This window comes from Allostigmatella hybrida (genome assembly GCF_020103775.1).
Taxonomy (GTDB): Bacteria; Myxococcota; Myxococcia; order Myxococcales; family Myxococcaceae; genus Hyalangium; species Hyalangium aurantiaca.
Map to the genome: position 1 here is coordinate 343,526 of NZ_JAHXBH010000003.1, position 20,719 is coordinate 364,244.

17 protein-coding genes are annotated in these 20,719 nt (G+C 69.4%); 5 read left to right on the plus strand and 12 right to left on the minus strand.

Annotation, left to right across the window (positions count from 1 at the left end):
- Positions 1-14: 14 nt before the first annotated feature.
- On the plus strand, positions 15-1,598 hold the full coding sequence (locus KY661_RS08515; RefSeq protein WP_075006239.1) for an acyl-CoA carboxylase subunit beta: 1,584 nt from the start codon (positions 15-17) through the stop codon (positions 1,596-1,598).
- 1 nt (position 1,599) lies between these two features.
- On the opposite strand, the gene KY661_RS08520 is transcribed toward KY661_RS08515, so the two are convergent.
- The 7 genes from KY661_RS08520 to kamD form a co-directional block, all read right to left on the minus strand.
- The gene (locus KY661_RS08520; protein WP_225409726.1) at positions 1,600-2,391 is read right to left on the minus strand and encodes a class I SAM-dependent methyltransferase; all 792 of its coding nucleotides are present in this window, start codon (positions 2,389-2,391) and stop codon (positions 1,600-1,602) included.
- Positions 2,381-3,157: an SDR family NAD(P)-dependent oxidoreductase gene (locus tag KY661_RS08525; RefSeq protein ID WP_075006237.1), complete on the minus strand. Its 777-nt coding sequence runs from the start codon at positions 3,155-3,157 to the stop codon at positions 2,381-2,383. The genes KY661_RS08520 and KY661_RS08525 overlap by 11 nt, the downstream gene beginning before the upstream one ends.
- 76 nt (positions 3,158-3,233) lie before the next feature.
- Positions 3,234-4,061: a 3-keto-5-aminohexanoate cleavage enzyme gene (kce, locus tag KY661_RS08530; RefSeq protein ID WP_225409727.1), complete on the minus strand. Its 828-nt coding sequence runs from the start codon at positions 4,059-4,061 to the stop codon at positions 3,234-3,236.
- A 20-nt stretch (positions 4,062-4,081) separates the two neighbouring features.
- Positions 4,082-4,474: a 3-aminobutyryl-CoA ammonia lyase gene (gene kal, locus KY661_RS08535; RefSeq protein ID WP_450097569.1), complete on the minus strand. Its 393-nt coding sequence runs from the start codon at positions 4,472-4,474 to the stop codon at positions 4,082-4,084.
- Complete coding sequence (kamE, locus tag KY661_RS08540) at positions 4,471-5,256, minus strand: lysine 5,6-aminomutase subunit beta (protein WP_225409728.1); 786 nt, start codon at positions 5,254-5,256, stop codon at positions 4,471-4,473. The genes kal and kamE overlap by 4 nt, the downstream gene beginning before the upstream one ends.
- A gap of 4 nt (positions 5,257-5,260) precedes the next feature.
- Positions 5,261-5,740, minus strand: a complete 480-nt coding sequence (locus KY661_RS08545) for a hypothetical protein (protein WP_225409729.1) — start codon at positions 5,738-5,740, stop codon at positions 5,261-5,263.
- Entirely contained in the window at positions 5,737-7,293 is a 1,557-nt protein-coding gene (kamD, locus tag KY661_RS08550) for a lysine 5,6-aminomutase subunit alpha (RefSeq protein WP_225409730.1), read from the minus strand. The genes KY661_RS08545 and kamD overlap by 4 nt, the downstream gene beginning before the upstream one ends.
- Positions 7,294-7,555: 262 nt before the next feature.
- Here kamD and KY661_RS08555 point away from each other — a divergent pair, with 262 nt between their 5' ends.
- Both KY661_RS08555 and KY661_RS08560 read left to right on the plus strand, forming a co-directional pair.
- Positions 7,556-9,085: a catalase gene (locus tag KY661_RS08555; protein WP_225409731.1), complete on the plus strand. Its 1,530-nt coding sequence runs from the start codon at positions 7,556-7,558 to the stop codon at positions 9,083-9,085.
- Between the two features lie 41 nt (positions 9,086-9,126).
- A complete protein-coding gene (locus KY661_RS08560) occupies positions 9,127-9,747 on the plus strand; it encodes an ankyrin repeat domain-containing protein (protein WP_225409732.1) in 621 nt (206 codons plus the stop codon).
- Here the strand turns inward: KY661_RS08560 and kdd are convergent.
- Genes kdd through KY661_RS08585 form a run of 5 tightly spaced genes read right to left on the minus strand, consistent with a single transcriptional unit; the run spans position 9,738 to position 17,071 of the window.
- A complete protein-coding gene (kdd, locus tag KY661_RS08565) occupies positions 9,738-10,769 on the minus strand; it encodes an L-erythro-3,5-diaminohexanoate dehydrogenase (RefSeq protein WP_075006230.1) in 1,032 nt (343 codons plus the stop codon). The two genes, KY661_RS08560 and kdd, sit on opposite strands and share 10 nt — an antisense overlap.
- A gap of 6 nt (positions 10,770-10,775) precedes the next feature.
- Entirely contained in the window at positions 10,776-11,783 is a 1,008-nt protein-coding gene (locus KY661_RS08570) for an alpha/beta hydrolase (RefSeq protein WP_225409733.1), read from the minus strand.
- A gap of 24 nt (positions 11,784-11,807) precedes the next feature.
- The gene (locus tag KY661_RS08575) at positions 11,808-12,764 is read right to left on the minus strand and encodes a uracil-DNA glycosylase (protein WP_225409803.1); all 957 of its coding nucleotides are present in this window, start codon (positions 12,762-12,764) and stop codon (positions 11,808-11,810) included.
- Positions 12,765-12,798: 34 nt separating this feature from the next.
- The gene (gene coaBC / locus KY661_RS08580; protein WP_225409734.1) at positions 12,799-14,055 is read right to left on the minus strand and encodes a bifunctional phosphopantothenoylcysteine decarboxylase/phosphopantothenate--cysteine ligase CoaBC; all 1,257 of its coding nucleotides are present in this window, start codon (positions 14,053-14,055) and stop codon (positions 12,799-12,801) included.
- Between the two features lie 49 nt (positions 14,056-14,104).
- On the minus strand, positions 14,105-17,071 hold the full coding sequence (locus KY661_RS08585) for a carboxypeptidase regulatory-like domain-containing protein (RefSeq protein ID WP_225409735.1): 2,967 nt from the start codon (positions 17,069-17,071) through the stop codon (positions 14,105-14,107).
- Positions 17,072-17,219: 148 nt separating this feature from the next.
- Here KY661_RS08585 and KY661_RS08590 point away from each other — a divergent pair, with 148 nt between their 5' ends.
- The gene (locus KY661_RS08590; RefSeq protein ID WP_225409736.1) at positions 17,220-17,933 is read left to right on the plus strand and encodes a siderophore-interacting protein; all 714 of its coding nucleotides are present in this window, start codon (positions 17,220-17,222) and stop codon (positions 17,931-17,933) included.
- A gap of 66 nt (positions 17,934-17,999) precedes the next feature.
- Entirely contained in the window at positions 18,000-20,687 is a 2,688-nt protein-coding gene (locus KY661_RS08595) for a GH92 family glycosyl hydrolase (protein ID WP_225409737.1), read from the plus strand.
- The last annotated feature ends 32 nt before the right edge of the window (positions 20,688-20,719 follow it).

A 20,719-nucleotide genomic window follows, 5' to 3' on the forward strand; every position in this document is an offset into this window, starting at 1 on the left:
GGGAGCGCACTGCCATGAAGATGAAAGACCGATTGGACAAGCTCGCCGAGCACCGCCGCCGCAACGAAGGCATGGGGGGCCCGGAGCGTGTCGAGCGCCAGCGCGCCAAGAACAAGCTGGATGCCCGCTCGCGCCTGAAGCTGCTGTTCGATCCGGGCACCTTCGAGGAACTGGGGCTCTTGGCCGCGCACCACGGCAACCTCCCAGAGGAAGAAGAGGCAGACAAGCCCTCTTCGGCGGACGGGGTGATTACCGGCACGGGAGAAATCGACGGCCGGCCCGTGGCCGCGGCCATCTACGACTTCACCGTGTTTGGCGGCTCCATCGGAGACATTGGCGAGCGGAAGGTGTCGCGGCTCAGGGACATCGCCCTCAAGAACCGCATCCCCATGGTGTGGCTGGTGGACTCGGCGGGGGCCCGGCTGGATGCGTCCGCGGGCATCGATCCCCGGCGCCTCGCGGGCTTCGCGGACACGGGCTACCTCTTCCGCGAGCAGGTGGTGATGAGCGGGGTGATTCCGCAGGTGGCGGCCATGATGGGGCCCGGCGCCGCGGGCACGGCCTACATCCCCGCGCTGGCGGACTTCCTGCCCATGGTGAAGGGCACCAGCTCCATCGCCATCGGCGGCCCGTACCTGGTCGAGTCCGTGGTGGGCGAGAAGGTGACGGAAGAGGAGTTGGGCGGCTCCAAGGTCCACACGGAGATCTCCGGTGTCGCGGACGCGGAGTACCCGGATGACACGGCCTGCATCGCCGCCGTGCGCGAGTACCTGTCCTTCTTCCCCGCGCACTGCGAGGAGCGGCCCCCGCGCAAGCCCTCGGCGGACCCGTTCGACCGGCGGGACGAGGAGCTGCTCAAGGTGGTGCCGGACAGCCCGCGGCAGGCCTTCGACATGCACAAGGTCATCCTGTCGCTGGTGGATGACCGGAAGTTCTTCCCGCTCAAGCCGCGCTGGGCGCGCAACCTCATCACGGGCCTGGCGCGCATTGATGGCTACCCCGTGGGCATCGTCGCCAACAACTCGATGTACCTGGGCGGCATCCTGGACGTGAACGCCTCGGACAAGGCGGCGCGCTTCGTGAACCTGTGCGACGCCTTCAACATCCCGCTGGTGTTCCTCCAGGACGTGCCGGGCTTCATGGTGGGTACCAAGGTGGAGCAGGCGGGCATCATCCGCCACGGGGCGAAGATGATGTACGCGGTGGCCAGCGCCACGGTGCCCAAGCTCACCGTGGTGGTGCGCAAGGGCTACGGCGCGGGCTACTACGTGATGAACGGCCGGGCGTTCGAGCCGGACCTGCTCATCGCCTGGCCGGGCGCGGAGATCGGCGTCATGGGCCCCGAGGGCCTGGTGTCCATCGCGGCGCGTAAGGCGCTGCAGAGCGCGGAGAGCCCCGAGGCCGCCGAGGCGATGAAGAAGGGCCTGGCGGACAACCTCCGTCAGCACATCCGCATCGAGCGCACGGCGGCCATGGCCATGGTGGACGACGTGGTGGACCCCCGGGACACCCGGCGCCTGCTGGCCCGGGCGCTCAAGCGCACGGCGAACAAGAAGGTGGAGCGCCCCTACCGCCGCCGGGAGATCGCCCCCGTCTGACCTACCGGGACGCGGGCTTCACCGCGCGCGTCGCACAGAGCGGGGACAGGTAGTCCGACAGCCTGTCTCCCTCGACGTGCAGATCCTCGTAGAAGCCCGCGAGGAGGAAGCCCGCGGCCAGCTGCCCGCCGATCTGGTCCTCCAGCGAATGCGCGATGCACAGGGGCTCGCCCTTGTCCGTGTACCGCCGCCGCTCCTCATCGGTGAGGCTGGTGAAGTCCGAGTAGGGCATCCGGTACTTGAGCTGCAGCGTCCCCTTCTGCTCCAGTTCGGGATCCATCAGGAAGCCGATGGGGTTGCAGAACCCGGACAGCAGCACGCCCCCCGGGCGCAGCACCCGGTACGCCTCGCGCCAGACCTGCCGCACGTTGTCCACGAAGCAGTTCGAGGCCGGGTGGAAGATGAGATCGAAGCTTCCGTCCTCGAAGGCGGACAGATCCCTCATGTCCCCCTCGACGAGCCGCAGCTGCAACCCCTCCCGCTCCGCCACCCAGCGGTCCTGCCCGAGCTGAGCCGGGGAGTTGTCGAAGATCGTCACGCGCGCGCCCGCCGCCGCGAGCACGGGCCCTTGCTGTCCCCCCGCGCTCGCCAGGCCCAGGACGTCCCGGCCCTTCAGCTCCCCGAACCACTCCCGGGGCACCGGCTTGCGCGGCGTCAGCACCACGCTCCACTCGCCCCGGCGCGCGGCGGCGATGACCTCGGGCCCCACGGGCACCGTCCACCGGTCCCCCGCGGCCACCTGCCGGTTCCACGCCTCCCGGTTATAGGTCCGGACATCCACGTCAGCCTTCATGCAGCACCCGCCCTTCCATGCCTCCCGCCACGGTGATGATTTCCCCCGTCACGTGTCCGGAGATGCGGTCCGAGGCCAGCGTGACGATGACGCGGGCGATGTCGTCGGGCTTGGCGACCTTGCGCAGCGCCATGGTCCGCGTCACCCGGGAGAGAAACGCCGGATCCTGGAGCCGCCCCCGGTTCCGGTCCACCTCGGTCCAGCCCGGGCACACCACGTTGACCCGGGCCAGCGGCGCGATGCGCCCCAGCTCGTTCTTCAAGCTCTTCACGAAGCCGCTCGCCAGCGCGCCCTTGGCCGCCGCGTAGTCCGAGTGCCCCGCCTCGCCGAAGAGGCCCGCCGTGGAGCTGATCAGCACCAGGCTCCCGCCCCGCGTGACTTCCACGTGCCGCAGGAAGGCCCGGCAGCACAGGAAGACGCTGTCCAGGTTCTCCGCCATCGTCTGGCGCCAGCGCGACAGCGGCATCTTCCACACCGGCATGTCCAGGGGCGCCCAGTGGCCCGCGTTGGCCACCAGGACATCCAGCCGCCCCAGCGCCCGCACGGCCTCGGGGATGAGCGCGTCCACCTCGGCCTCGACCGTCAGGTCCGCCCGCAGGGCCACGCCGCCCACCTCCCCCGCCAGCGCCCGTGCCGGCGCCTCGCTCGACCGGTAGTGCACCGCCACCCGGGCGCCCTCTTCCGCGAACGCGCGCACCGTGGCGGAGCCGATTCCCCCGGCGCCCCCCGTCACGAGCACGCACTTGCCCTGCAGTTCCGTGTCCATAAGTCCCACCATTATGGACCCCTGGAACGCCCGGGAAAGTTCCCGCTCACCACGGCCCCGGGAGGGACTCCCGGGCTCAGCCGAGGCGCAGCAGCTTGCGCGCCTCTTCGGGGGTCGCCAGCGTGCGGCCATTCGCCTTCGCCCGCTTCGCCGCCTCCGCCACCAGCTCCCAGTTGCCCTTGGCCAGCACGCCCTTGGACACGTAGATGTTGTCCTCGAGCCCCACGCGGGCGTTGCCGCCCTTCACCGCCGCCAGGTCCACGAAGGGCAGCTGGTGGCGGCCCACCGCGGCCACCGTCCACGTGCTCCCCTCGGGCAGCGAGGAGATCATGAAGTCCAGCGCGGCCTCCCGGGCCGCCAGCGCGCCCGGCACGCCCAGCACGAAGTCATAGTGCGCCGGCTGCTGGACCAGGCCCTCCTTGGCCAGCATGTTCGCCTCGTCGATCATCCCCACGTCGAAGCACTCGAGCTCCGGCTTCAGGCCCGAGTCCTTGATGCGCTTGGCGATGTCGCGCACCAGGGGGCGAGGGTTCCAGAACACCTCCTCGCCGAAGTTGACGGTGCCCGTGGTGAGCGTCGCCATGTCCGGCCGGTCCGCGCCGGTGAGCGTCAGGCCTCCGCAGCGCTCGTTCACGTCCATGCCCACCGCGCCGCCCGTGGAGACCTGGACGAGGATGTCCGTGCGCTTGCGGATGGCGCGGATGGCGGCCCGGAACAGCTCCGCGTCCTGCGAGGGCTTGCCGTCCGGGGTGCGCACGTGCAGGTGCACCATCGCCGCACCGGCCTCGCGGCACCGCGCCGCGTCCTCGGCGATCTCCTCCGCGGTGATGGGCAGATGCGGTGTCTGCTCGCGCGTCGTCTCCGCCCCTACCATTGCCGCGGTGATGACCATGGGCTTGCTCATCGCTGCTCTCCCCTTCTCGCCTAGCGAGGAATGCGCTGCTTGTCCTTGGGAACCACGCAGGTGCCGGTGGCCCGGCACACCACCACGGGCTCGGCCAGGAGGTCGGCCGCCGAGTCGTTCACGTCCGTGCGCGGACGAATCACCTTCCGCGCCTCGAAGCGCATCTTCCGCGACGTGTTGCCCGCGCTGAGGATCTCCCCTTCCGCCTCGATGAAGTCGCCGGCGTACACCGGGGCGAGGAACTCCACCGCGTCATACGCGCGGAACAGCCCCTCGTCCCCGTCGTGGCGGATGCACAGCTCGGTGGCCACGTCGCCAAACAGGCCGAGCATGCGGGCCCCGTCCACCAGGTTGCCGCCGTAGTGCGCGTCGTGGCTGCTCATGCGCAGCCGGATGATGGCCTTGGTGCTCACGTGGGCTCTCCCTGGTAGTGGGCGTTCGGGTCTTCCTTGCCCATCTTCTTTAACACCGCATGGGCCACATAGTTGGCAACGTCCGAGGGCTTGGTCCCCGGCCCGAAGCCCGCGTCGAAGCCCAGCTCCAGCGCCAGCTTGTGGTCCACGCGCGGCCCGCCCAGGAGCAAAATCGTCTTGCCGTGGATGCCCCGCGCCTTGGCCGCATCGATGAACTGCCGCGAGTTGTCCTTGTGCACGTCGCGCTGGGTGACCACCTGGCTCACCAGGATGGCGTCCGCGTTCTTCGCCATGGCCCTGGAGATGAGGTCCTCGTTGGGCACCTGGCTGCCCAGGTTGAAGGCCTCGAACCAGGGGTAGCGCTCCAGGCCGTAGTCGCCCGCGTAGCCCTTCATGTTCAGGATGGCGTCGATGCCCACCGTGTGCGTGTCCGTGCCCGTGCACGCGCCGAACACGACGATGCGCCGCCCCACCTGCTCGTGGATGAAGGCGTTGAGGTCGTCGAAGCCCATCTTCTTGACGATGACCTCGGGGACGTCGACCTCGGCGTAGTCGAGGGAGGCGGCCGTGTGGGCGTACACGATGAAGAAGGTATAGGCGTCGGCGGCACGCTCGGCCGCGGCCACCTTCACGTCGGTAAAGCCCATCTTCCGGGCGAACTGGGCCGCGGCTTCCTTGGCCTTCTCCGACAGGGGCACCGGCAGCGTGAACGACAGCTGCACCACGCCGTCGTCGCGCCGGTCCCCGTACGGGCGGATGATCTGCTTGCTCGGCTTCACCATGGGACTACTTCCCCTGGGTATAGGAGATGCTCTGGACCACCTTCGACACCACGGGCTCCAGCTCCTCTTTCTTGAGCTGGTTCATGGAGAAGATGAGGGACCAGGTCGTCTTACCGTTGCACCCGACGTAGTGGATGCTCTCCACCTTGTCCTTGCCGTCCTCGGTGGCATCCACGCTGACGCGCCGGGCGGCCGGCTGGGAGGCCACCTGGAGCTTCTTCCAGCCCTCGGGGCCCACGCCCTTGAGGATCTTCTCCAGGCACACGTCCGCCTTCATGCCCGCGGTCTGCACCTGCCCCACGTCCAGCAGGAAGAACGTGCCATCCGTGGGGGCGTTGAACTTCTCCGTCCCCTCCTCCTGGGTGCGCTCCCAGGACGCGGGCGCCTGGATCGACAGCGACTTCACCTGGTGCTTCACCTGCTTCTCCGCCGCGCCGCTCACGCCCGCGGCCAGCAGACCCACCATCAGCAGCATGTTCTTCATGACGTCGCCCCCTCCAGGAGCTCCAGGAATGGATTGAAATAGTCCGGTGACTTCTCCAGCACCCCGTCCAACCCCTTGCCGCCCGTCTCCTCGCGCTTCACGTCGCCGAAGCGGCCCTTGCCGATGGCGGCCACCATGCCCTCGTTGCGGCACTCCTCGAGCAGCTCCATCGCCTTGCCGAATACCTCCCGGGCGCGGTTGGCGATCTTCCCGTCCTCGCGCACGGTGAACTCCTCGTCGATGCCCCGCGCGGCGCGGTGGATGTACGCCGCCGACTTCAGCGCCACGTACCGGTCCGCCAGGAGCGGCGTGTGCATGGCCTCGGTCATCATGCCGAGCAGCTGGATGCCCTGCCGCGTCCAGATGGCCACCAGGTCCGCCATCACGTCGTACGCGTGGCTGAAGAAGATGTCCGTCTCCTTGTGCTTGGTGGGCGGCATGTACTTCAGCGGCGCATCCGGGAAGCAGCGGCGCACCAGCATGGCCTGGGACAGCTCCAGGAGCAGCGTGTCCTCGCGGTACGGGTCGATCTCGTACGAGTGGCCAATGCCCAGCTGCCAGTCCTTGAGCCCCGCGCGCCGGGCGAAGCACTCGTTGATGAACTGGCTGGCGATGACGGTGTGGGCCGCGTCGTACGCGTCCGCGGTGGTGATGTAGTTGTCCTCGCCCGTGTTGATGATGATGCCGGCCACGGCGCAGATGCGGCGGCTGAAGTACTGATCGATGAACGTCCGCCGCATGTTGATGTCGCGGAAGAGGATGCCGTACATCGCGTCGTTGAGCAGCATGTCCAGCCGCTCGGTGGCCGCGCAGAAGGCGATCTCCGACATGCACAGGCCGGAGGAGTAGTTGGTGAGCTGGATGTAGCGCTTGAGCTTCTTGCTCTCCTCGTCCAGCGCCTCCCGCATGATGCGGAAGTTCTCCTGCGTGGCGTAGGTGCCGCCGTAGCCCTCGGTGGTGGCGCCGTGGGGCACGTAGTCCAGGAGCGACTGGGCCGTGGAGCGGATGACGGCGATGACGTCCGCGCCCGCCTGGGCCGCCGCGCGCGCCTGGTCCACGTCGTCATAGATGTTGCCGGTGGCGACGATGACGTACTTGTGCGGCGGGGCCGACATGGGGAACTGCTTCCGGAGCGCGTCGCGCTGGGCGAAGCGGGACTTCAGCTCGTCCATCGCGGCGCGGGCCTCGGCGTGGACCTCGGCGCGCAGGTTCCCCTCCATCTCCGGCGACAGGGGCCCCAGCTTGTCGGTGGGGAGCGCCGTGAGCCGCTCGACCGCCTCCAGCGGACTCTTGGCGCCCAGCTGAAGCGCCCGGCCATACCAATAGGCCGCGCCCCGGTTGAGCACCCCGGAGCCCTGGAGCTTGTCCACCATGAGGTTGGCCAGCGGAACGCCGCCCGCCCCAGCGCCCGAAATCCCGAAGAAGCGCAACACGGTGCGCTCGTTGGACACCGTGGTGTTGCGGCGGATGAGCTCGAAGATCGGATGGACGATCTCCTCCGCGAGCTGGCGCGCTCGCGCGATCTGCTCGTCTTGAATGAACGGACCCGGCATGCACGCACCTTAGCCTCTAAATGGCCGAAAGTGCTCGGCTTCTTGCGTCAAAACCCACGGCGCCACCGAAATAACGGTGGCATTGCCGACCACGACATTTGGGGGCGTGCTTCACCGAAATAACGGTGCAAACACCGAACTGTCAGTGCGACGAGCGCCACTTCCCTTCGTAAACTCTTGATTTCAGAGGATTTGGAGCGCGGCACGCCTCCTGCTGTAGGGCCAGGCCATCACCCCTTCGAACCTTTCCCCTGGAGTCACCATGAAGTCCGCATTCTCGTTCATCCCGGCGCTGCTTCTGGGCGGCGCGGTCCTGGCGAACCCGCCGCCGCTGACCACCGACTCGGGCGCGCCGGTGGGCACCAACCAGAGCTCGAAGACGGCGGGCCCCCGGGGCGGCATCCTCCTGGAGGACTTCCACCTCATCGAGAAGCTCGCGCGCTTTGACCGCGAGCGCATCCCCGAGCGCGTCGTGCATGCCCGCGGGGTGGGCGCCTACGGCACCTTCGAGAGCGCCGGGGACTTCTCGCAGCTCACGCGCGCCTCGCTCTTCTCCGCCAAGGGGAAGAAGACACCCATGTTCGTGCGCTTCTCCACGGTCATCCACCCGCAGGGCTCGCCGGAGACGCTGAGGGATCCGCGCGGCTTCGCGCTCAAGTTCTACACGGATGAGGGCAACTGGGACCTGGTGGGCAACAACCTGCCGGTCTTCTTCATCCGGGACGCCATCAAGTTCCCGGACATGGTGCACTCGCTGAAGCCCTCGCCCATCACCAACCGGCAGGAGCCCAGCCGCTTCTTCGACTTCTTCTCGCACCAGCCCGAGTCCACGCACATGCTGACCCAGGTGTACTCGGACCTGGGCATCCCGGCGAGCTACCGGCAGATGAACGGCCACGGCGTGCACGCCTTCAAGTTCGTCAACGCCAAGGGCGAGGTGCGCTACGTCAAGTTCAACTGGAAGACGCTCCAGGGCGTGAAGTCGCTCACGGCCGAGGAGGCCGCGCGCACCCAGGCCCAGGACTTCCAGCACGCCACGCAGGACCTCTACACCTCCATCGGCAAGGGCCAGCACCCCTCCTGGGAGCTGAGCGCGCAGGTGCTGGATCCGAAGAACATCGATGCCTTCCCGTTCGATCCGCTGGATGCGACGAAGGTGTGGCCGGAGGACCAGATGCCCTCCGTGGTGCTCGGCAAGTTCACGCTGACCCGGACGCCGGACAACTTCTTCGAGGAGACCGAGCAGGCCGCGTTCTCCCCCGGGGTGATGCCGCCGGGCATCGAGCCGTCCGAGGACCGCCTGCTCCAGGGCCGCCTGTTCTCCTACGCGGACACCCAGCGCTACCGGGTGGGAGCCAACTACCAGTCCCTGCCCGTCAACAAGGCGCGCGCGGCGGTGAACAGCAACAGCCAGGCGGGCAGCATGAACTCCGGCAACACGAAGTCGGACGTCAACTATGAGCCGAGCATCACGAAGGAGACCGAGGACAAGCCTGCGTACCTGTTCTCGCAGCTCCCGCTGAGCGGGACGAGCCAGCAGGTGGCCATCACCAAGACGGACAACTTCTCCCAGGCGGGGGCCTTCTACGCGAGGCTGTCCGCCGCCGAGAAGGAGCGCCTGGTGAAGAACCTCGCCGGGGACCTCAACCAGGTCAGCAACCCGGTGGTGAAGGCGCGCATGGTCGGCTTCTTCTTCAGCGCCAACCCCGAGTACGGCACGCGCCTGGCCAAGGCCGTGGGCGTCCCCCTGGATGACGCCAAGGCCACCATCGCCCCGCTGGCGGCCCGGTAGTCCTCCCCTCCCCCTTCCATGTCCTGGCTTGGAGTGAACCGATGAAGCGCAAGATGATGATGCTCCTGGGCGCGATGGCGCTGGCGATGGCCCTGGGCATGGCGTTGATGACGGGCTACCTGTTTCTCTGGGAGCGTCCCTCCCCCGGCCGCGTCCTCGCAGTAAGCGATGCGGAGCGCTACCTGCTCGCCGCCGCGAGGGAGGGCGACTCGGAGCTCGTGGCGGGGCTCGTGAAGGCCGGCACGCCGGTGGAGGTGCAGGACAAGCGGGGCTTCTCACCGCTCATCCTCGCGGCGTACCACGGCCACCTGGACACGGTGAAGGTGCTGCTGGCCTCGGGGGCGAACGCCTGCGCGGGGGACTCGCGCGGGAACACGGCGCTGATGGGCGCGGCCTTCAAGGGCCACGCGGACATCGTCACCCTGCTCCTCCAGCAGCCCTGCGCGGTGGACCAGTCCAACGGCCTGGGCCAGACGGCGCTGATGTTCGCCAGCCTCTTCGGCCGCAAGGAGGTGGCCGACGCGCTCCGCCAGCACGGCGCCTCGGGGGACCGGAAGGATGCCAGCGGGCGCTCCGCCCAGGACTGGGCGGCCACGCAGACCGTCGAGCCGCCCATCCCCCCGGCGGAGCCGACGGCGGCGGCCCCCGGCAATCAGACGTAGCGCGTCTCGAACAGCTTGCGCAGCGCGGGCTCGGCGCGGAGCAGCTCCAGCGTCAGGTCCGCGTGGCCGGGCACATAGCCGTTGCCCACCAGCATGGTGACGTCCTTGCCCACCCCTTCGGCGCCCAGGGCGGCGGAGGTGAAGCTGGTGGCCATGGAGAAGAAGATGACGGTGCCCCCGTCCTTCACGGACAGGATGGACGCCATCTCCGTGTTGCCCACCGAGGCGCAGTTGACGACGAGATCGCACAGCGTGCCGCCCGTGGCCCGGTGCACCGCCGCCATCACGTCCACGCCCTGGGTGGCATCCACCTTCAGCGCCTCGTCGCACAGGCCGATGCCGGACAGCGCCGCCAGGGCCTTCTCGGAGATGTCGAGCGCGAGCAGCTGGCCCTTCCCCTGGAGCCCCCGCCGGGCCTGGGCCAGACACAGCGCCCCGCTCTTGCCCGCGCCCAGCACGGCCACCGTCATGCCCGGCCGGACGTGACGGGCCACCAGCGCGGGCGCGCCGCACACGTCCAGCGCCGCCAGGGCCAGCGTGTCCGGCATGTCCTCCGGCAGCCGCGCGTAGATGCCCGAGGCGAACAGCAGGGCATGGCCGTGGATGTCCACCCGGTCGATCTCCGGGTGCACGGCGAGGATCTCCTCGATGACGAGCGGCGTGAGGGTGAGGCTTACCAGCGTGGCGATGCGGTCGCCCACCTTCAGCGTCCCGCGCGCCGGGTGCTGGGCCCCCAGCTCCTTCACCCGGCCGATGAGCATGCCGCCCGAGCCGGTGACGGGGTTCTGCATCTTGCCGCGCTCCCGGACGATCTCCTGGATGCGCTGGGCGATGCGCTCGGGGCTGCCCCCCACGTCTTCCTTGATCTGCTTAAAGGAGGCGGCGTCGATGTTGAGGCTCTCCACATCGATGAGCAGCTCGGCCTCGCGGCACGGCAGGGACGGATCCAACCGGCGCGCCCGCTGGGGCAGCACGCCCTGCTCCCCCACGACGCGGGACAGCCCATAGAGATCGATGCCCATGCCGGGTTACTCCTGCGCCATTCTTGGAATGAGGAAGCCCAGCGAGTTCTCGAAGCGGTAGGACACGCCCGAGTGGGAGTCCTCGAACTCCTCGTGCCGCAGCTCCACGCCGCTGGCCTTGAACTCCTCGGCCAGGATGCGCGTGCCCCAGCGCAGGTTGAACTCGTCCCGCGTGCCGCAGTCGAGGAACACGGACTTCACCTTGCGGAACGCGTCCAGGAACTTGGGCACGAAGCGCACCGGGTCATGCACCAGCCAGCGGTTCCACACCTCCAGCTTCAGGCGGGCCGTCTGCGGATCGAACGGAAGCTCGATGTTGAGCGGCTCGCCCTTCTTCGGCGAGTACGCCGCCGCCATGGCAATCACGTTGATGACCGAGAAGTCCTCGCCGCGCGGCTTCGTCTCGCGGGAGCGCTTCTTGAAGTCCTGGTGCCAGGCCTCCAGCCCGCCCATCTTGAGCAGCGCCCCGGCCGCCTTGGGCAGGTCCGGCATGTAGCAGTACTCGAAGTAGCAGTCGCCGGAGTGGCTGCCCAGGTGCGAGAACAGCTCCGGGTGGTAGCGGCCCATCACCAGCGCGCCGTAGCCGCCCGAGCTGTGCCCCAGCACCGCCCGCGAGGCCGCCTTGGGCAGCGTGCGGTAGGTGCGATCCACGAAGCCCAGCACGTCCTTCACCAGGTAATCGCGGTAGCGCCCGATGGCATCGCTGTTGATCCACTGGCTGCCGCCGAGCGAGGTCCACCCATCCGGGAACACGCCGATGACGGGGGGCACCTGCCCGGAGGCGATGAGCGCGTCCAGCCGCTCCGGCACGCTGGGGGTGAACGGAGAGGTGTTCGTCCACGAGCTGCCGCTGTTGGTGAAGGCGTGCAGGAAGTAGACGCTGGGGTAGCGCTGAGCTCCGTCGCCATAGCCCGGGGGCAGGTACACCGTCAGCCGGCGGCGGGCGGGATCTCCCAGGGGGTTCGACTCCAGCGCGGGCGACTGCACCTCGCGCGTCTCAAGCACTCCCTTCATCCGGTGTTCCTCTCAGGCCCGCGCTCAGGTCCGGGCTCCCCCTTGCTTACCAAATATCTTCATCACCTGCTGCAAGTCCTCCCACGCCTTGCGCTTCTCGGCGGGGCTGCGCAGCAGGTAGGCCGGGTGGAAGGTGGGCATCAGCTTCACGCCCTGGTACTCGCGCCACTGGCCCCGCAGGCGGGTGATGGGCGTGGAGTCCCGGAGCAGCGTCTGCGCGGCGAACTTCCCCAGCGCCACGATGACCTTGGGCTGGATGGCCAGCAGCTGCGAGCGCAGGAACGGCTCGCAGGAGGCGATCTCGTCCGGCTCGGGGTTGCGGTTGCCCGGGGGCCGGCACTTCACCACGTTGCAGATGTAGACATCGTCCCGGCTGAAGCCCATGGCCTGGATCATCTTCGTCAGCAGATCGCCCGCCGCGCCGACGAAGGGTATCCCCTTGAGATCCTCGTTTTCCCCAGGTCCCTCCCCCACGAAGACGAGGTCCGCGCGCGGGTTGCCCACCCCGAAGACGATGTTCTTGCGCCCCGTGCACAGCTTGCAGCGCTGGCAGTCCCCCAGCGTGCGGCGGATCTCGTCCAGGGTCGGACGCTCGCCGTCCACGACCCCCGGCAGCGCCCCCGGATAGGGCGGGGCCTTCTGGGGCACGTCGAGGAGCAGGCCATTGCCGGAGGCGGCCAGGGGAGGACTGGCTGGGCGCGGCGCGGGAGCGGCCGGACGCTCCGGGGGAGCGGCGCGGGGCACCTCGGCCCGGGGGGCGGGCGGGGGCGCCGGAGCCGGCTCGGCAGGAGGCGCCTTCGCGGGCACGGCCCCCCGGGGCGGCAGCATGGAGCGCAGCGAGGCCGAGCGCTCGGCGGCCAGCTTCGCCGAGTCCACGAGCAGGGCACGGCCGCCCGACTCCTCCTGCCAGAGCAGGTGGCGGCGCAGGTCCTCCACGACTTCACCCAGTGCTTCCGGGGATTCAGGCGATTCGTTCACGATCCCATCCTATGGGTAGGCTTCCTTCTTGCCAACCTCATGCATCTCTTCCGTGCCCCGGAGGCACATGCCCGGCTGGAGCGGGAGCAAGGGGCAGGAGCCACTCCAGGATGCCCCGGGCGACGTCCCGCTTGGTGCCCGACAGGTCTTGCCGGGTCCCCGAGCGCGTCAACACCGACACCTGGTTGGTCTCCGTTCCAAAGCCCGCCCCTGCCACCGTCACATCGTTGGCGACGATGGCATCCAACCCCTTCCGCTCCAACTTTTCGCGAGCGTGTTCCAGCACCCGCTCGGTCTCCGCCGCGAACCCCACCAGCACGGGCCTCCGGGGGCTGCCAGCCACCATTCGCGAGGCCTCCGCGAGCACGTCCGGCGTGCGCACCAGCGTCAGCACCTCGGGCTTCTCCCCTTTCTTCACCTTCTGGGGCGCCCGCGTCTCCGGCCGCCAGTCGCTCACCGCCGCGGAGGCGATGAACCAGTCCGCCTCCCGCACCCGGGCGAGCACCTCGCGCGCCATCTCCTCGGCGGTCACCACGTCCACCACCTCCAGCCCGGTCCGGTCCACCGCCCCCACCGGGCCGAGCACCACCGTCACCTGGGCCCCCATCGTCCGCGCGGCCTCCGCGAGCGCCAGCCCCATCTTCCCCGTCGAGGGATTGGAGATGAAGCGCACCGGATCCAGGAACTCGCGCGTGGGCCCCGCCGTCAGCAGCACCTTCTGGCCCGCCAGGGGCCCCTTGCCGAACCGCGCCGCCGCCGCCAGGACGATGTCCGGCACCGGCGCCAGCCGCCCCTCGCCCACGTCCCCACAGGCCAGGAGCCCCGCCCCGGGCCCCACGCGCGTGAAGCGCGGATCCGAGAGCAGCTCCTCCAGGTTCTCCTGCGTCCGCCGGTTGTCCCACATCGCCACGTTCATCGCGGGGGCCACCACCACGGGCCCCCGGAACGCCAGCAAGGACGTCGTCACCGCGTCCCCGGCCATGCCCATGCGAATCTTCGCCAGCAGGTCCGCCGTCGCGGGCACCACCAGGAACAGCTCCGCCCAGCGCGCCAGATCCAGGTGCCCGAAGTTGCCCTCCTGGGCAGGATCGAAATAGTCGGTGAGCACCGGGTGCCCGCTGAGCGCCTGGAAGGTCAGCGGCGTGACGAACTGCTGCGCCGAGGCCGTCATGGCCACCCGCACCTGCGCGCCCGCCCGTCCCAGCTCCCGGACCAGCTCGCACGCCTTGTAGGCCGCGATGCCACCGCCTACCCCCACGACTACCCGGCGGCCCTGCAATGACGAGACGTCCATGGGACTTCCTTACGCGCCGACGGGCAGGCTCGCAACCGCGCCGCACGGCTCAGCGGACCAGGGACACCTCCGCCGGGCTGGGAATACGCACCGTGCGGATGACGGGCCCCTCGGGCGTCTCCGAGTGGAAGTTGGCCCACACCAGCGTGTAGCTGCCAGGAGGCAGCCCATACAGGGTGATCCGCTCGGTCCTCGGCTGGTAGATCATCTGCCCGTAGGCGGCCCGCAGCAGCTCCGTGGGAGGACTGCCCACGGACCCCACCTCCCCGGCCACCACCCAGAGCGCCTTGCCCCGGTCCGGCTGGAGCACCACGGTGAGCGGCGCCGAGCCCGGAGCGGGCCCGATGTCCAGCCGCTGCTCCGCGCCGCCAATGCGCACCAGCAGCGCGGGCTCGCCGGCGAACTCCCGCTGGGAGCCCAACATGAACCGGTAGCTTCCCGGGGACAGCTCCACGCTGTAGCGCCCATCGGGCCCGGTCACGATGGTGACGGGCTCGCCGCGGTCCGCGTTGACGCCCTCCAACTGGAAGCCCGCCGCCACCTGGCCGCTCGGCAAGAAGACGGTGCCCGACACGCGCGTGGCGGGCCGCAGCGTCAGCTCCACCTGCTCCGGGCTCTGCCGGGGCACGGTGCGCGTGGCCGTCAACCGGCCCTTGCTCGCGGACACGGAGTACTGCGCCACGTACGGGGGGCTCGCCAGGGTGAAGCGTCCATCCGGGCCGGAGAGCACGGACTCGTCGCACACGTCACACGTCACCACCGCATCCGGGGTGGGCGCACCGCCCTCGTCACGCACCAACCCCGAGAGGGTCGGCGCCTTCTGGAGCACCAGGTCTCCCAGATCGGGCGTCACCGGCCGGTCCACCATCCGGGGCTCATGGCCCGCGGCTTCCACCGAGACGATGAGGCGATCGCCCGCCGTGGGCAGCGCGAGCTCGAAGCGCCCATCGGGGCTGGACACCTCGTGCTCGTCCAGCCGGAAGCGCTTCAGCGGGGAGCCATCCTCGCTTAGCACGCGGCCCCGGAAGAGCGGGCGGCGCTTGAGCACCACCTTCACCGCGGCCCCACCGGGGCGGCCATCGACGGGCGTCTCCTGGTCATACCCCGGGTGGCGGGCCTCCACCCGGTAGGTGCGGTCCGGCTTCAGGGCGCGGATCTCGAAATGCCCCCGCGCGTCACTGGCCACCGGCTCCGCGCCGCGCGGCACCACCACGAGCGTGGCGCCGGACACCGGCGCGCCCTGATCATCCACCACGTCTCCCGAGAGCATGGCCCCCGGGCGCAGCTCCGCGGTGAGCTTCAGCGTTTGCCCGTCCTCCACCGACACCTGCTGCCGCTCCGAGGGCTGGTAGTCCGGATGCGAGGCCACCATCCAGTAGGAGCCCCCCGGGAGCCCCCGCATGGGCACCACGCCATCCGGGCCGGAGGGCCGGTCGCTGCGGAAGATGCCCTGGGATTCGATCCAGAGGACGACGTCCGCGCCCTCCACACGCCGGCCCTCGGCGCTCACCGTGATCTCCATGGCGGCGGCGGGCTCCAGCTCCAGCCGCACGTTGGAGGCGGGCGCCGTCACCTTCAGCCGCCCCCCGCCCCACTCCGAGTGGTGCGCGTGCAGCTCGTACAACCCGGGCGTCGGCACCGGGGCGGAGAAGTGGCCGTCCGCATCCGCCAGCACCGCGTCCCCGGTGGGCTGCACCAGCACCGAGACCCCGGGCGCGGGCCGGCCGTACTCGTCCATCACCTGGCCGGAGATCAGCGTCGCCCGCGCCATCTCCAGCTCCAGGGACGTCTCGCCAGCCTTCACCCGCGCGGGCAGCTCCACGTCGCGGAAGCCCTCCGCATGGCCCACCAGCGTGTAGTCCCCGACGCCCAGCGGACCCAGCTCCACGAGCGCGCCCGTCTGCGCCTTCTCCTGGCGGATCACCTCGCCCTTGTGGGTGCGCAGCGTCACCTCGGGTTGAGGCACGGGCTCGCCCGCCTCATCCACCACGGTGACGAGCAACCGGCCCGCCTCCTCCAGTTCCAGCGTCACCTGCGTCACCGTCTCGTCCAGCGTGACGATGCGCGGCGCGGAGCCCAGGCTCCCGGCCTCCGCCGTAACCACGACTTCATCCGGAAACAGGCCCGTGAACCGTGCGGGCGCCCCTTCCGTGCGCGCCTCCCGCACGAGGTGGTCCCCCTTCAGCCGGACCTTGGCCGGCGCGGGCGCCCCATCCTTCGTCACCCGGACCTCCAGCGTCCGGGCGGGCGTCAGCCGCAGGCGCACCGTCTGCGGCCCGGCCTCGACCTGCTGCGCCACCGCGGGCAGGAACCCCGGCGCACTGGCCAGCACATAGAAGGGCCCTTCGCCCAGCCCATCCAGCGTGAACATCCCCTGCCCCGCCGCCTTCGCCTCGTACGGCAGCGCCGTGCGGCGGGACACCGCGTGGACGCGCGCCCCCGGCACCGGCCGGCCCGCGTCGTCCACCACCTGCCCCTGGATGGTGCGCAGCGTGGGCAGGAACAGCTCCACGGCCTCGCCCGGGGCGGCCCGCTCGCGCATGGCCGCTCCGAACCCCGGCGCCTTCGCCCACACCGAGAACGACACCCCCGCCAGCCGCTCGAAGCGGAACTTCCCGTCCGCATCCGTGCGCACGCTGGCCCGGGGCGTGAGGAAACCTTGTTGCTGCTCAAAGAAGGCCAGGGCGTGGAGGCTGCTCTCGTGGGCCGGGCAGGCCAGGAGTGCCTGGCCACACTCGTCGCAGCGCACGGAGGTGAGGGTCTTCTGGGCACTGGCCGCGAGGAACACCTCGGCATCGGCGACGGGGCGGCCCGAGGGGTCCAGCACCCGGCCGGTCAGCGTCAGCCCCTCGGACTCACCGGAGGAGACCTCCACGGACTGGAACTGGGGAAGCGTCCGGGTCGCGGAGGGAGCCGAAGCGCCCGGCGTGGGCGGGGGGTCGGCATTCGGCCAGAGCAAGGCCACACACACGACCACCAGGACAGACGACGCCCCTATGAAGAGCCATTTCCGCATCGGATGCCGGGCGGGAACTTACCCCGCAGCGCGGCGGGGAACCTTCCTTCTTTCCACGAAATTCCCCACCGTGCACTTAAGAATACTTCACTGACGCCCCTGGGGCGCCGGAGGCATCTTCCTCTCCTCATCCAGAAGGAGACGCGCGATGGCATCCGTGAAGGCATTGATTGGGAGCGCCCTGGGACGGTTCGTGTTCCACGACGCTTCGGTGGTGGGCATCCGCGAGCTGTCCCCGCGCTTTCGCCGGATCGAACTCGAGGGCCCCGCGCTTCAGGGCCTCTCCTGGGAGGCCGGTGACAAGGTGCAGGTCTTCCTGCCCGAGACCGGCATGCGGACCTACACGCCGCTCACGTGGGATGCGCAGAAGGGCACCACGGCCTTCCTCCTCTACCTGCACGGAGACGCCCCGGGCGCCGCATGGGGCCGGGCGCTGCGGGAAGGCGCCCGGGTTCAGTTCTTCGGCCCCCGGCGCTCTCTCTCGCTCAAGGAGCCCGCCACGCCCATCCTCTTCTTCGGGGACGAGACGTCGTTCGGCGTGGCCCATGCGCTCAAGCAGGCCCAGGCCCAGAAGGATCTGACGTGCGTCTTCGAAGTCACCCGGCGCGCGGAGGCCGCCGAGGCCCTGCGCGAGTTCGGCTTCGAGGGTTCGGACGTGGAGCGCACGGCGGGCGATGCGCACCTCGCGGAGGTTTACGAGCGGCTCAAGGGGGCACTCCAGGCGCGCAAGGAGGCCCGCCTCGTCATGACGGGCAAGGCCCAGTCCATCCAGGCGCTCCGGGCGAAGCTCCGCGCCGATGGGCTCACCCCACCCCTCCAGGTGAAGGCGTACTGGTCGGTCGGGAAAACCGGCTTGGATTGATTTTCATATAATCCGTGGTATTCCGCGCCTTTCGGTCGAGTTCTCCCCACGAAAGGCGGTGCACTGGTGAAACGGCACACTTGGAAGGTCCTCGGGCTGGCGTTGCTCGGACCCCTCTGGGCGCAGCAGGCCCTGGCGCTCCCGTCGGACTACGTGAACGCGCTGCGCGGAAGCAACTCGGGGGGCGGTTACTCCCGGGGCAACACGTTCCCGGCCACGGCGGTGCCCTTCGGCTTCAACTTCTGGACGCCGATGACGGACGCCAACTCGACGAGTTGGATCTACGACTACAACCGCGGCTCCATCCAGGCCTTCACCATCAGCCACATGCCGAGCCCGTGGATGGGCGACCGGCAGACCTTCCAGGTGATGCCCCAGACGGGCGCGGTGACGGTGGATCGCGCGGCGCGGGCCGCGGCCTACAGCCACGCGAATGAGGTGGCCCGGGCCCACACCTACAGCGTGAAGTTCAACAACGGCATCCAGACGGAGATCGCCCCCACGGACCACGCGGCCTCCTGGCGCTTCACCTTCCCGGGTCCGGCCTCCTACCTGCTGTTCGACACCGTGAACGGCGTGGGGGGCTCGCTCTCCATCGACCGGACGAATGGCAGCATCTCCGGCTACACGGACCATGCGACCGGCTGGGGCCCCGCGCCGCGCATGTACTTCTACGCCAGGTTCAGCAAGGCGATCGCCGACTCGGCGAACGTCACGGGCCAGCGCGCCGTCACCTCGTGGGTGCGCTTCAACACGGTGGCGGGCGAGAAGGTGACGATGTCCATGGCCACCTCCTTCCTCAGCGTGGCCCAGGCGCAGGCCAACCTCGCGCAGGAAGTCGGCACGAAGGGCTTCGACACCGTGAAGCAGGAGGCGCAGGACGCCTGGAACGCGGTGCTGGGCAAGATCGAGGTGGAAGGCGCCTCGGAGGATCAGAAGACCATCCTCTACTCCAACCTGTACCGGACCTTCCTCTACCCGAACTCGGCCTGGGAGAACGTGGGCGGCACGCCCCGCTACGCGAGCCCCTACGCGAGCGGCCATCCCGTGAAGACGGGCAAGATCTACGTCAACAACGGCTTCTGGGACACGTACCGGACCACCTGGCCGCTGTACACGCTGCTCGTCCCCACGAAGACCGGCGAGATGCTCGACGGGTTCGTCAACGGCTACAAGGACGGCGGCTGGGTCACCCGCTGGTCCGCGCCCGGCTACGCCAACATCATGGTGGGCACCAACTCGGACATCATCTTCGCGGACTCCTACCTCAAGGGCGTGCGCAACTTCGACGTCCCGGCCGCCTACGACTCGATGGTGCGCAACGCGGCGACCTACAGCAGCGATCCGGCCCGGGGCCGCAAGGGCATGCACCGCTCCATCTTCCTGGGCTACACGCCGCAGGACGTCGTGGGCGAGTCCACCTCCTGGTCCCTGGAGGGCTACCTCAATGACTTCGGCATCGCGCAGCTCGCCCAGGCGCTGGGCAAGACCGAGGACGCCCAGTACTACCTGAACCGCTCGCTGAACTACGTCCACCTCTTCTCGCCCTCGGTCGGCTTCTTCCGGGGCAAGAACGCGAACGGCTCGTGGCGGACCTCGGACGCGGACTTCAAGGCGAACCGCTGGGGCTGCGAGTACACCGAGGGCAACGCCTGGCACTACGCCGTGCTCGCCCCGCAGGATGGGCAGGGGCTCGCCAACCTCTACTCGGGCCGGAGCGGCCTGGCCAACAAGCTCGATGCGCTGTTCGAGGCCCCGCGCGACTACGACGTGGGCTGCTACGGCGGCGTCATCCACGAGATGAAGGAGGGGTACGACGTGAACATGGGGCAGTACGCCCACTCCAACCAGCCCGTGCACCACACGCCGTACATGTACAACTACGCGGGCACGCCGTGGCGGACCCAGGAGCGCGTCCGGCACATCCTCAACACCCAGTACCAGTCGGGCCTCACCAACGGGCACGGCTACCTGGGAGACGAGGACAACGGCGAGATGTCCGCGTGGTACCTCTTCAGCGCCATGGGCTTCTACCCGGTCAGCATGGGCCGGCCCGAGTACGCGGTGGGGGCCCCCTTCTTCACCAAGATGACCGTGCACCTGGAGAACGGCGCGGACCTCGTCATCAACGCCCCGGGCGTCAGCGACACGAACCGCTACATCCAGAACGTCACCCTGAACGGGCAGCCGTACACGCGGAACTACCTGCCGCACAGCGCCCTGGTGAATGGCGCCACGCTGAACTTCACCATGGGCTCCGCCGCGACGAACTGGGGCTCGGCCAGCAGCGATCTGCCCGTGTCCATCACCACGGGGAGCGCCGTGCCGCAGCCGCTCACCGATGTCGCCAAGGGCGGCGCGGTGACCGCCAGCGCGGACAACGCGGCGAGCAGCGAGGGCGCCGCGCAGGGCTTCGACGACAACTCGCAGACGAAGTGGCTCGCCTTCCAGTCCACCCCGTGGATCCGCTACCAGCTCGCGGGCGGGGCGAAGACGGTGAAGATGTACACCCTGACGTCCGCCAATGACTTCCCCGGCCGGGATCCAAAGGCCTGGACGCTCCAGGCCTCGAACGACGGCTCCACCTGGGTCACCCTGGATACGAGGACAGGCCAGGACTTCCCGTGGCGGTACCAGACACGAGGATTCGCGCTGGCCAACAACACGCCCTACAGTCACTACCGGTTGCAGATCAACGAGACCCACGGTGACTCGATCACCCAGTTGGCGGAGATCGAGCTGCTCGGGAAGTGAGGCACACATGAACCGTCGATCCACTGTCTTCC